Source organism: Streptomyces beihaiensis, from assembly GCF_026274175.1.
Lineage (GTDB): Bacteria > Actinomycetota > Actinomycetes > Streptomycetales > Streptomycetaceae > Streptomyces > Streptomyces beihaiensis.
Map to the genome: position 1 here is coordinate 55,604 of NZ_JAPHNL010000101.1, position 11,207 is coordinate 66,810.

At 70.2% G+C, this 11,207-nt stretch carries 12 protein-coding genes and 1 pseudogene; all 13 read right to left on the minus strand.

Annotated elements, in window-relative coordinates; genetic code table 11:
* Positions 1 to 38: 38 nt before the first annotated feature.
* A complete protein-coding gene (gene rpsS / locus OFY01_RS11585) occupies positions 39 to 320 on the minus strand; it encodes a 30S ribosomal protein S19 (RefSeq protein WP_003948639.1) in 282 nt (93 codons plus the stop codon).
* 12 nt (positions 321 to 332) lie between these two features.
* Entirely contained in the window at positions 333 to 1,169 is an 837-nt protein-coding gene (gene rplB, locus OFY01_RS11590; RefSeq protein ID WP_266598930.1) for a 50S ribosomal protein L2, read from the minus strand.
* Positions 1,170 to 1,208: 39 nt separating this feature from the next.
* Complete coding sequence (gene rplW, locus OFY01_RS11595; RefSeq protein ID WP_266598932.1) at positions 1,209 to 1,628, minus strand: 50S ribosomal protein L23; 420 nt, start codon at positions 1,626 to 1,628, stop codon at positions 1,209 to 1,211.
* Positions 1,628 to 2,296 (minus strand): 50S ribosomal protein L4, encoded by a 669-nt coding sequence (gene rplD / locus OFY01_RS11600; RefSeq protein WP_266598934.1) that lies wholly within the window; start codon positions 2,294 to 2,296, stop codon positions 1,628 to 1,630. The genes rplW and rplD overlap by 1 nt, the downstream gene beginning before the upstream one ends.
* 8 nt (positions 2,297 to 2,304) lie before the next feature.
* Positions 2,305 to 2,949 (minus strand): 50S ribosomal protein L3, encoded by a 645-nt coding sequence (gene rplC / locus OFY01_RS11605; RefSeq protein ID WP_266598936.1) that lies wholly within the window; start codon positions 2,947 to 2,949, stop codon positions 2,305 to 2,307.
* A gap of 17 nt (positions 2,950 to 2,966) precedes the next feature.
* A complete protein-coding gene (gene rpsJ / locus OFY01_RS11610; protein ID WP_004571821.1) occupies positions 2,967 to 3,275 on the minus strand; it encodes a 30S ribosomal protein S10 in 309 nt (102 codons plus the stop codon).
* A gap of 516 nt (positions 3,276 to 3,791) precedes the next feature.
* Positions 3,792 to 4,691, minus strand: a complete 900-nt coding sequence (locus tag OFY01_RS11615) for a class I SAM-dependent methyltransferase (protein WP_266598939.1) — start codon at positions 4,689 to 4,691, stop codon at positions 3,792 to 3,794.
* Positions 4,692 to 4,758: 67 nt separating this feature from the next.
* Positions 4,759 to 5,448, minus strand: coding sequence for a hypothetical protein (locus tag OFY01_RS11620; RefSeq protein WP_266598941.1), 690 nt, complete (start codon positions 5,446 to 5,448; stop codon positions 4,759 to 4,761).
* Positions 5,445 to 5,897 carry a hypothetical protein gene (locus OFY01_RS11625; protein WP_266598943.1) on the minus strand — a complete coding sequence of 151 codons (453 nt, stop codon included), beginning with the start codon at positions 5,895 to 5,897 and terminating at the stop codon, positions 5,445 to 5,447. The genes OFY01_RS11620 and OFY01_RS11625 overlap by 4 nt, the downstream gene beginning before the upstream one ends.
* Positions 5,898 to 5,916: 19 nt before the next feature.
* Positions 5,917 to 8,331 (minus strand): glycoside hydrolase domain-containing protein, encoded by a 2,415-nt coding sequence (locus tag OFY01_RS11630; RefSeq protein ID WP_266598945.1) that lies wholly within the window; start codon positions 8,329 to 8,331, stop codon positions 5,917 to 5,919.
* A gap of 50 nt (positions 8,332 to 8,381) precedes the next feature.
* The gene (locus tag OFY01_RS11635) at positions 8,382 to 9,629 is read right to left on the minus strand and encodes an ABC transporter permease (protein WP_266598947.1); all 1,248 of its coding nucleotides are present in this window, start codon (positions 9,627 to 9,629) and stop codon (positions 8,382 to 8,384) included.
* Positions 9,623 to 10,306 (minus strand): ABC transporter ATP-binding protein, encoded by a 684-nt coding sequence (locus tag OFY01_RS11640; RefSeq protein ID WP_266598954.1) that lies wholly within the window; start codon positions 10,304 to 10,306, stop codon positions 9,623 to 9,625. Before OFY01_RS11640 ends, OFY01_RS11635 begins: the two co-directional genes overlap by 7 nt.
* Positions 10,307 to 10,545: 239 nt before the next feature.
* Positions 10,546 to 11,207, minus strand: a pseudogene (locus tag OFY01_RS11645) (peptidoglycan-binding domain-containing protein); the annotation flags it as partial.

Here is an 11,207-nt window from a genome sequence, read left to right on the forward strand (position 1 = left end):
TGTCCCTTCGGTGTTAGTCACAGTCGTTCACACCCCGCTCAGCGGCGCTTCGACTTGCGGTCGTCCTTGACGTGGCCGCGGAAGGTGCGAGTCGGCGAGAACTCACCGAGCTTGTGGCCGACCATCGACTCGGTGACGAACACCGGGATGTGGGTCTTGCCGTTGTGCACCGCGATGGTGTGGCCCAGCATCGCCGGGACGATCATCGAGCGACGGGACCAGGTCTTGATGACGTTCTTGGTACCGGCTTCGTTCTGGACGTCCACCTTCTTGATGAGGTGGTCGTCGACGAAGGGTCCCTTCTTCAAGCTACGAGGCATCTCAACCCGTCCTTAGCGCTTCTTGTTCGTCTTGCGGCGGCGGACGATGTACTTGTTCGACGCCTTCTTGGGCGAACGAGTACGGCCTTCCTTCTTGCCCCAGGGGGACACGGGGTGACGACCACCGGAGGTCCGGCCCTCACCACCACCGTGCGGGTGGTCCACCGGGTTCATGACCACACCACGCACGGTCGGGCGGACGCCCTTCCAGCGCATGCGGCCGGCCTTGCCCCAGTTGATGTTCGACTGCTCGGCGTTGCCGACCTCGCCGATGGTGGCGCGGCAGCGGACGTCGACCAGGCGGATCTCACCCGACGGCATGCGCAGGTGGGCCATCTGGCCCTCCTTCGCGAGCAGCTGCACGGAGGCACCGGCAGAGCGCGCGAACTTGGCGCCGCCGCCCGGACGAAGCTCCACGGAGTGGATCGTCGTACCGACCGGGATGTTGCGCAGGGCGAGGTTGTTGCCCGGCTTGATGTCGGCCGCGGGGCCGTTCTCGACCCGGTCGCCCTGCTTCATGCCACGCGGGGCGAGGATGTAGCGCTTCTCGCCGTCCGCGTAGTGCAGCAGCGCGATGCGCGCGGTGCGGTTGGGGTCGTACTCGATGTGCGCGACCTTGGCGGGCACGCCGTCCTTGTCGTGACGACGGAAGTCGATCACTCGGTAGGCGCGCTTGTGGCCACCGCCCTGGTGGCGAACGGTCACACGACCGGCGTTGTTACGGCCGCCCTTGCTGTGCAGCGGGCGGACCAGCGACTTCTCCGGCGTGGACCGCGTGACCTCGACGAAGTCGGCGACGGAGGAGCCGCGGCGGCCCGGCGTCGTCGGCTTGTACTTGCGGATTCCCATTTCTCAGTCCTCGTCCGATATTCGGACGATCCGACCCGCTTACGCGGTCGGACCGCCGAAGATGTCGATACGGTCGTCCTCAGCGAGGGTCACGATGGCGCGCTTGGTGTTGGCGCGCTGACCGAAACCGGTGCGGGTGCGCTTGCGCTTGCCCTGACGGTTGATCGTGTTGACCCCGGTGACCTTGACCGAGAAGACCGCCTCGACGGCCTGCTTGATCTGGGTCTTGTTCGCACCCGGCGCGACGATGAACGTGTACTTGTTCGCGTCGAGCAGCGCGTAGGACTTCTCGGAGACGACCGGCTTGACGAGGACGTCACGGGGGTCCGTGAAGCTCTTGCTCAGCGGCGTCTCGACGGTGTTCTTGCCCTCGGTGGCGTGGCGACGCGCCTTGGCGACGCGCGCGGCCTTGGCGGCCTTGGCGGCCTTCGAGGCAACTGCGGGGTGACGGGTAGCCATCAGACCTCAGTCCCTTCATTGTCGTTGGTCCGCGCGGCAGAGGGCGCGCCGGCGACGAAGGACTCGAAAGCGGCCTTGGTGAAGACCACGTCGTCCGAGACGAGAACGTCGTACGTGTTCAGCTGGCCCGGCTCCAGGATGTGCACCTGGGGCAGGTTGCGGGCGGACAGCCACGCGGCCTCGTCGGCGCGCTCGGCGACCAGGAGCAGGTTCTTGCGCTCCGAGATCTTGCCGAACAGCGTCTTGGCGGCCTTGGTGGACGGGGCCTCGCCCTCGATCACGCCGGAGACGACGTGGATGCGAGCGTTACGGGCCCGGTCGGTGAGGGCGTGGCGCAGGGCCGCGGCCTTCATCTTCTTCGGGGTCCGCTGCGAGTAGTCACGCGGCACGGGACCGTGCACGACGCCACCGCCGGCGAACTGCGGCGCGCGGGTCGAGCCCTGGCGGGCGCGGCCGGTGCCCTTCTGGCGGTAAGGCTTCTTGCCACCACCACGGACCTCGCCACGGGTCTTGGTCTTGTGCGTGCCCTGGCGGGCAGCGGCCAGCTGTGCGACGACGACCTGGTGAAGCAGCGGGACGCTGATCTTCTCTACGTCGAAGATCTCCGCGGGGAGCTCGACGGTACCGGCCTTGTCGCCCGCCGGCGAAAGGATCTCAACAGTGCTCATCGGTTACCTCAGGCCCCCTTGGTCGCGGTGCGGACCAGGACGAGGCCGCCGTTCGGACCGGGAACCGCGCCCTTGATGAGCAGCAGACCCTTCTCCGCGTCAACGGCGTGGACGGTCAGGTTCTGGGTGGTGACCCGCTCGTTGCCCATGCGGCCCGCCATGCGGAGGCCCTTGAACACACGGCCGGGGGTGGCGCAACCGCCGATGGAGCCCGGCTTGCGGTGCACGCGGTGGGCACCGTGGGACGCCTTGCCGCCATGGAAGTTGTGACGCTTCATGACACCGGCGAAGCCCTTGCCCTTGCTCTTGCCGGTCACGTCGACCTTGACGCCGGCCTCGAAGGTCTCGGCGGTGATCTCCTGGCCGAGGGTGTACTCGGAGGCGTCCGAGGTACGGATCTCGACGAGGTGGCGACGGGGGGTGACGTCGGCCTTGGCGAAGTGCCCCTTGAGGGGCTTGTTCACCTTGCGCGGGTCGATCTCGCCGAAGGCGAGCTGGACGGACTCGTAGCCGTCGGCGTCGTTCGTACGGACCTGGGTGACGACGTTGGGCCCGGCCTTGACGACGGTGACCGGAACAACACGGTTGTTCTCGTCCCACACCTGCGTCATGCCGAGCTTCTCGCCCAGGATGCCCTTGATCTGCTTAGCCATCTTCAGCTCACCGACCCTCAGAGCTTGATCTCGATGTCGACACCGGCCGGGAGGTCGAGTCGCATCAGAGAGTCAACGGTCTTGGGCGTCGGGTCGAGGATGTCGATCAGGCGCTTGTGCGTGCGCATCTCGAAGTGCTCGCGCGAGTCCTTGTACTTGTGCGGCGACTTGATGACGCAGTACACGTTCTTCTCGGTAGGCAGCGGCACCGGGCCTGCGACCGACGCACCAGTACGGGTCACCGTCTCGACGATCTTCTTCGCCGAGGTGTCGATGACCTCGTGGTCGTAGGCCTTGAGCCGGATGCGGATCTTCTGTCCCGCCATGGCTACTTAGTAGTCCTGTCTCTCGTAACGCTCTGGAACCTGAGGGTCCGGTTTCACACTTCCTTCGACCCACGCGGTCGGGCGTGTCGCAGTCCCGCTGACAGGAACATCCCTAGGGATTTTCCCTGCTGGAGGGGCTGCGGCCCGGAAGCCGCAAAGGGGCTGGGGGAAGAAACCCACCAGGCGCCTGGCCGGGCCCCGCGCTGACGCTTCCCGAAAGATTCCCGTACGTCCGCCTCAGCGCTGCCGCAAGCGACAGTTGGGGCGACGAGTACTGTGGGACTCGCTTCCGGTCCTCCCGGCGGGAGGCGCGCAGCATCGGCACTCGACCGAGCAACCCCGACAGTTTGCCATACGGGGCATGCCGGGCGCCAATCGAGCCGAAGAGAGTACCCGGCGGGCGCCGCCCGTCAAACCCGCCCCGCCGTTTCACCCGGTCGGGCGGGGTACCGGCGGCGACGGCCGGGCATGCCTGCGGCCTGTCGCGGCTCGCCGGGCGGCCGTGACGGTTCAGGTTCAGGGGCGCTCTGCCACGGCGACGCGGCCGGACCGCAGGGAGCCCCGGGCTTTCCGAGGGGTGCCGAGGTCGTGGGCCACGTCGAGGAGGGACTCGTCCGACACCACCGGCAGGCCGTGCTCGGCGAGCAACGCCGCCATCCGCCGCGGCCGCCACAGCGAGCGCCAGGGTTCGTTCGCGGTGGCGGAGAACCTGAGCGCCCGGGCCAGAAGTCGCCCGGCGGCCGCCTTCGCCCGCGGTGCCTGGTAATTGACGACGAGCGCGCTGCCGGGAGCCGTTCTGGCGGCGAGGGCCGCCAGCGTGCCCCGCACCTGCGCGCGCGTGAGGTACGGGACGACCCCCTCCCACAGCCACGTGGTCGGCACGGACGGGTCGTGCCCGGCCGCGTCGAGCGCGGCACCGAGATCGTCGACCGCGAAGTCGACCGGTGTGAAGCGCACGGAGCGGGCCGTGACCGGCAGATCGCCCAGTTCCGCGAGACGGGCACGCTTGTCCCGCTGGGAGGCCGGGTGGTCGACCTCCCACACGTCCGTCGCGGCAAGGCCCGGCAGCCGCCAGGCGCGCGTGTCGAGACCGGCGCCGAGGATCACGAGCTGCCCGCTCGCGTGGCCGCGCAGCGCGTCGTCGATCGCGACCGTCCTGGGCACGACGATCTCGGCACACGCGCGGACGCTCTCGTAGGCGCCGCGCGCCCGCCAGCCCCGCGGCGGGGTGCCCGCGCGCACCTCGTCCACGGGGGTGCGTTCGGCGTCGCTGAGCAGCCGTGCCGCCACCGGGTCCGTGAAGCGGCCCGCCGCCGGTCTTCCGTCGGCCACGGCGCGGCCCTGGCAGACCAGGACCGCGGTCCGGCTGGCGGCACGCCCGCCCTGGTTCCCGCTGGGGTTCTCGTTCTCACTCACCGGCGGACGTGCCTCTCCCCTGGGTGTCTCGGTCACCCGGCAGCGTACGGCCAGGGGAGGCTCCCGGTCAGCTCGCCATCCGGCGCTCGAAGGCGCGGGCCGCCTTGCGGCGGTGGGGGTCGAAGGCGTCGGTCGCGCCCGCGCCGTGGTTGCCGGGGCCCGTCTGCCAGCCCTGGATCTTGCGGGCGACGCCCTTGAGGCGGGGATGGCCGGGGCGGAGCGCGAGCTCGAAGTGGGACTCCTTGGGGACGGTGAAGTCGCCGCCCCAGGCCACCGCCCCGTCCAGCTCGCTGAGGATGTCCCGGATGACGACCAGCTCGTTCGGGTAGAAGTTCCCCTTCGCCCCGGCCGGGTAGCACAGCGGGCGGATCGCCATGGCGCTGCCCGAGAGGTAGTTCGATTCGTAGGGCTGGGTCACGTGCGCGTGGGCCGTCCAGCCCTCGACGTCCCCGGATCTGAGGGAGTCGATCTCGTAGTGGAAGCGGCGTGCCACGTGCAGGAGCAGGACCGCGGCGTCGCCGTCCGCGAGGCGGACCTGCTGGGCGCTGCCCTCGATGACGTGGCTGGGGGCCTCGGACAGGACCGGCCAGCCGTTGCGGGACTTCCCGCCCTTCCCGCCGTGTCCGTGGGCCCGGGTGCCGGCGAAGGCGCCGGGCGCTGCGGCGAGGTCGACGAGCGTCACGGCGGCCGCGGCCCCGGACGTCGCGCCTATGAAGCGGCGGCGGGACAGACCAGTCAGGGTGGTGGTCGAGGTCATGATGACTGGTTCTCCTTTCTGGAGAGTCTGATGACGTAGGTCGTGGCGAACCACAGGAGGACGGCCGCGGCGGCCAGCGCGACGACCGCGCCGGCCACGACCGTCGGGTTGACCCAGCCGGGCACCAGGTCGAAGTGCGCGTCGCACTTGTTGTGCAGGGGGAAGAGCCTGCGGAACTCGTCGGCGTGCGCGTCCCGGTACGCGGTGTCGTACGGCACGTGGTGGGTGTAGAGACAGGTCTTACGGGTGTCCAGGCCCGCGGCGAACACCCCTCGGGTCCACGCGGCGGCGCCGACGAACAGCGCGATGGAGCACAGGCGCGTCCACCACATGGGGCGGCGCCACGAGCCGTCGCGCGCTCCGACGACGACGCGGAACACATTCCACGCGTTCCACACCAGCCATACGACGAGTACGACGACGACCGTGAGGAGTGCCAGTGCTTTCATGTGCTGCTCTCTGTTCCGTTCAGCTGACGCGCGCGGCCCGCAGGTAGCGCTCGTGGTTCTCCTTGTAGACGGAGAGTTTCCGCGTCTCCGTTCCCATGCGGGCGAGCAGCGCGTCGACGAAGCCCTGCTCGAAGTTCCTGAGCTTGTCGTAGCCGCCCGGCAGGTTCTGGTAGTCGGACGGGAGGGCCGCTCCGGCACCGGTGATGAGGTATGCCTGGGCGACCGAGAGGGTGCTGTCGACCGCGGTGAGCGCGTTGTGGGCGCTGTCCTTGCAGTCCGTGGCGTTGCCCCAGCGCTGGGTGAAGTAGTTGTTGAAGCGGCGCAGGCCGCCACCGCCGTTGTAGTGCTCCTTCGCCGCGTCGACGATGTTCTTGCCGCCGCGGACCGCCCGCGCGAGCAGGTAGCCGTCGGCGTCCTCGATGAGGTCGTTGAAGCCGAAGGACGAGGCGACGCCGGGGACGCCGAGCTTGTCGTGGGCGAATTTCAGCGGGTCGGCGTACTTCTGCTCGGAGTTGCGCCAGTCGGCCCAGAACGTCATCAGGTCACCGGCCCAGCCGCCTACGTCGCCGCCGTTGGCGGACTTCTTGTTGCCGGGCTGGTCGGTCAGCAGGTGGGCGTTGGCGGTGGCCATCAGGTGCTCGGAGCCGAGCTGGTAGCCGGTGAACGGGTCGGTGAAGGAGCCCTTGATGCTCATGCCGTGGCTGTCGCAGTAGTCGACGAACTTCGAGTCGTACGACCCGATCAGGTACCACCAGCCGAGCTTGTTGGCCGTGCCGCGGTTGCCGTAGGCGTAGTGGCGGATGTACTCCATGACCAGCTGGCTGCGCTTCTGGCCGGTCGCCCCGTACGAGCCGGCCAGGTCGTACAGCTTCTGCAGGTAGGCGATGAAGGCGTCGGCCGGGCCGCCCTTGTCGTGGACCGACGACACACCGCGGTCGAGCCCGGAGACGACGTCACGGTCCAGGTCGAACGCGTCGGAGCCGTTGGTGACGCGGAACTCCTTGATCTGGTTGAAGGACCAGTTCCGCGGGATCGGGAAGCCGAGGTTGCCGGAGAAGCCCCAGGACATGCCGGAGACGAAGGAGAAGCGGGCGTACGTCTTGTTGCTGACGATCGTGCAGACGTTGCGCGAGCCGTACACACCGTGCGTGTACTTCTTGCCCTGACTGGCCAGGGCCGCCTGCACGCCCTGGAAGTAGCGCACGACCGGGCCCTCGATCTCCTCGCCCGTCGCGTCGTAGTCGACGGCGAAGTAGATGGTGGTGCCCCGGTCGAAGCCGTGGTCGGAGGCGTGCTTGTGTGCGTTGAGGCCGTGCTGGTAGCCGTTGTCGTACGTGAAGTCGGCGAGCCTGCGGGCGTTGTCCTGGTAGATCGGGAAGACCTTGAGGCCCGCGCTGAAGATGGTGTCGAGCTCGCCCGGCTTGATCTCCTTGTCGAGCGTCGAGGTCGGCGGGTCGTAGATGTAGCGGCCGACGTACCGGTAGCCGTTGGCGTACAGCCACTTGGCGCGTGAGGCGGTGATCTCGTAGCGGGTGTCGCAGCCGCTCGCGGGGCGGTTCGGGTCGCCCATCGAGACGAGGAGCTGCGCCCAGGTCTCGTAGTCGCCCCTGCCGTTGGCGGTGAGCTTGTTGAACTTCTGGAAGGCGGTCACCCACTGGGTGAGCTTGGAGTCGAAGGTGTCGCGCCAGCTCGTCGTGACCGGGTCGCCGCTGTCGCTGTACGTCGGCGAGTTGAACAGGCAGGCCGCGGAGAACAGCTTGACGAAGACGTTCGAGTCGCCCTGGGCGACGGTGTGGTTGCGCAGGCCCGCCTGGGTACCGGGGCCGAAGTTGCCGTTCGCGCCGGCGATGCCCATCTCGAACTGGAGGGCCATCAGGAGCGACTTCTGGACGTCACGCGAGTAGATGCCGTCGCAGGGGCCGATGTTGTACGCGCCTCGCTTCCAGTAGCGGCCGTTGAGCCACTGCTGGATCGAGCGGATGCCGTCGGTGCCGCCCGCCACCACGACGTAGGCGTCCATGTTGAGGATGGCCTTGGCTATCTTGGCGTCGATCACGCCCTCGCCGCCGATGCCCATGTTGCCGCGGAGCTTCTCCACGGCGGCGCGGGTGACGCCGGTGTACCAGCCCTCGCTCTTCGGCTCGACCGCCCAGTAGCCCTTGCACCACAGGCCGTACTGGAGGATCGCGACGATGTTGCGGTTCTTGTCCCAGTTGAAGCCGATGTCGCCGAGCGCGTCGAACTTGGCGTACGTGCCGGGGCCGAAGGACGCGACGACCGGGCTGATGCCCAGCTCGTGCTGGAGGCCCATGATGAGGGAGTACATGGTCCCCCACCCGGTGTGGCCGTCCTCCGGGCAGCGCCGGTAACCGGCGACGCCGCCGTAGGTGGCGTTCAGCCACTTCTGGCCTCTGAGCACTTGTTCGTCTGCCACTGATGGTTCCTCTCGGGTGAGTTGCGTGGATGCGGGGGCGCGGACCGGCCTCAGCGGCGCAGCGCCTCCACGGGCTGGACGCAGCTGGCCCGCCAGGACGGGTACAGACCTGCGAGCAGGCCCGTGGCGAGGCCGAGAACGGGGGCGGCGCCGAGGGTCAGGGGGTCGAGGACCGGGGTCCACTCGTTGTGCAGGCAGACACCGACGACGACGGCGGTGCCGAGCGACGTTCCGGCGATGCCGCCGAGCAGGCCGAGGGCCGCCGATTCGGTCAGGAACTGCCAGGTGATGTGCCGGGCGCGGGCGCCGAGCGCGCGCCTCAGCCCGATCTCGCCGACGCGCTCCATGACGGCGACCAGCGTGGTGTTGGCGATGCCGACCGCGCCGATGAACAGGCAGACGACGGCGAGCAGCAGGAACAGCTGCCCGAGGTCGCCGCCGACGGCGTGGCGCAGCGCCTTCGGGTCGGGCGGCGGCACGGCCCGCAGGTAGTCGGGGTGGTCGGGGCGCAGGGCGAGCGCGGCCTGCGAGGCGACCTGGGGCGCGGCGCCGAGCCGTGTGGAGATCAGCATCTTGGCCCGCTCGTCCTGCGGCGGGCCCCAGATCCGCTCGGCCGGGGTGCGCGGCACGATCACGTCGAGGAGCAGGTCGGGCTTGCGCCGGACGTCGTCGAAGACGCCGATCACCGTGAACGGGGTGTCGCCGATGAAGATCGCGGGCTGGGTGCGCAGCGTGGTGATGCCCAGGCGGGCGGCGGTCGCCGAGCCGATGACCGCGACCCGCTGGTCGTGCGTGTCGTGGAAGGCGTCGAAGGCGCGGCCCTGCGTGAAGTGCGGCGCGGCCGCGTCGAGCAGCCCCGGGGAGGCGGCCACGACCGGTGTCCGGGAGACGGCGCCGTCGGGTGCGGCGACGGGCGAGGACCGGATGGCGGTGCCGGGCGCGAGCCGGACCTTCCAGTACACGCCCGCCGCCGTGACGCCGTGCACGCGGTCCATGCGCCGGTCGGCGTCGCGGGGGAAGGAGAGCGGTACGCGGTCGGCGTCCTGGCCGCCGGTGTCCTCGACGGTCACCTCGGTGACGGTGAGCCGGTTGAACCGGGTGTCGATCTGCGCGGCCGCGGTTCCGGTGAGGCCGAGAACGGCGATGAACGACCCCACCCCGAGGACCGTGCCGAGCGAGGTCAGCACGGAACGCGCCGGACGCTGCACGACACCCGCGACCGCCTCGGAGAGCAGGTCTCGCAGAGCCAGACGCGAGCCGGGAGCGGCACGACCGGGCACACGACGTCGGTTCACCATGGCGTCACCGCCTCGGGGACCGTCTCGTCGAGGACGCCGTCGCGGATGGTGAGCACGCGGCGGCCGCGTGCGGCCACCTGGGGGTCGTGAGTGATGACGAGGACGGTCATGCCGTCCCGGTGCAGCCCTTCGAGCAGGTCGAGCACCGACGCGGCCGTCTCGCTGTCGAGGTTGCCGGTCGGCTCGTCGCACAGCAGCAGGGCGGGTTGGGCCACCAACGCGCGGGCGACCGCGACGCGTTGGCGTTCGCCGCCGGACAGGTGGGTGGGCAGCGCGTGCGCGCGGTGCGCCAGGCCGACCCGCGCGAGCACCTCCGCGGCCTTCGCGCGGCGGACGCGGCGGGGTGTGCGCCGGTAGACCATCGCCAGCTCGACGTTCTCCTGGGCCGTGCGGTGCGGCAGCAGGTGGAACGCCTGGAACACGAACCCGATCTCGCGCCCGCGCAGGGCGGCTCGCCGGCTCTCGCTCAGCGTCGAGGTGTCGGTGCCGCCGAGCCGGTAGGTGCCGCGGGTGGGTGTGTCGAGCAGGCCGAGAATGTTGAGCAGGCTGGACTTGCCGGAGCCCGAGGGACCCACGATGGTGACGAACTCACCCTTTTCCAGGCGTAGTTCACACGGGTGCAGAGCGGTGACCGGCGGCGGCCCCGGGTAGGTGAGGCCGAGGCCGTCGAGCTCGATGACGGGGGGTCGCGGTGTGCGGGGAACCGGCTTGGCGGGGCTCGGCGTACTGGGGCTCGGTGTGCCGGGACTCGGGGCAGCGGGACTCGGGGCAGCGGCGCTCGGCGTGCCGGGACTCGGGGCACCCAGGCTCGGTGTGCCAGGGCTCGGAGCACCCAGACTCGGCGTGCCGGGGCTCGGGGCAGCGGCGCTCGGTATGCCGGGGCTCGGCATACCGGGACTCGGCGTAGGGGGCCGCGTCATGGCGTCTCCGGCGCGGGGCGCTCGTCCACGCCGACCACGACGCGGTCGCCGACGGAGAGCGCGCCGTGGCGGCGCGGCGTGACCTGGACGTAGCCGTCCGCAGTCATGCCCGTCTCGACCACGACCCGCCGCTCCTGTCCGCCCTCGCGCACGGTGACGGTCGTCTGTCCGTCGGCGCCCGCGGAGATCGCGGTCGTGGGCACGGCCGGTACCGCGTGCCGCGACGACGCGGCGGTGATGGTGAGGCGGACGTCCTCCCCCAGCAGGTCGACGGGGAGGCGCCCCGACGGCCTGACGCGCAGCGCGTACGTGTCGGCGTCGGTGTCGCCCGCCTGTTCGTCGCCCTTGTGCGGCTTGGTGGGTCGGTCGGCGATGGACTCGACCGTGCCCGCGGCGTGGGCACCGGTCGCCTCGGAGACGATCGACACCTTCTGCCCCGGCTTCACGAGCCCCTTCACGTCCGGCCCGACGGAGCCGTCGACCACCGGCGGGCCCGCGGCGACGGAGAGCAGGTCCCCGTCCGCGTCGTCGCCCACGTGGACCGAGAGCTGCTGCACGTAGGCGGGGGCCGCCCGCACGTACACGATCTCGGCGAGCGGGACAGTGACCCGCGGGGCGGCACGGCGCGGGGCGGGCGGCGCGCCGGCGGGGCTGCTGG

Bases quoted from the DNA above. Each gene is read 5' to 3' on its own strand.
- rpsJ (WP_004571821.1), bottom strand. From the start codon at position 3,275: ATGGCGGGACAGAAGATCCGCATCCGGCTCAAGGCCTACGACCACGAG.
- rplD (WP_266598934.1), bottom strand. From the start codon at position 2,296: ATGAGCACTGTTGAGATCCTTTCGCCGGCGGGCGACAAGGCCGGTACC.
- rpsS (WP_003948639.1), bottom strand. From the start codon at position 320: ATGCCTCGTAGCTTGAAGAAGGGACCCTTCGTCGACGACCACCTCATC.
- OFY01_RS11635 (WP_266598947.1), bottom strand. From the start codon at position 9,629: ATGGTGAACCGACGTCGTGTGCCCGGTCGTGCCGCTCCCGGCTCGCGT.
- rplB (WP_266598930.1), bottom strand. From the start codon at position 1,169: ATGGGAATCCGCAAGTACAAGCCGACGACGCCGGGCCGCCGCGGCTCC.
- OFY01_RS11625 (WP_266598943.1), bottom strand. From the start codon at position 5,897: ATGAAAGCACTGGCACTCCTCACGGTCGTCGTCGTACTCGTCGTATGG.
- OFY01_RS11620 (WP_266598941.1), bottom strand. From the start codon at position 5,448: ATGACCTCGACCACCACCCTGACTGGTCTGTCCCGCCGCCGCTTCATA.
- rplW (WP_266598932.1), bottom strand. From the start codon at position 1,628: ATGGCTACCCGTCACCCCGCAGTTGCCTCGAAGGCCGCCAAGGCCGCC.
- rplC (WP_266598936.1), bottom strand. From the start codon at position 2,949: ATGGCTAAGCAGATCAAGGGCATCCTGGGCGAGAAGCTCGGCATGACG.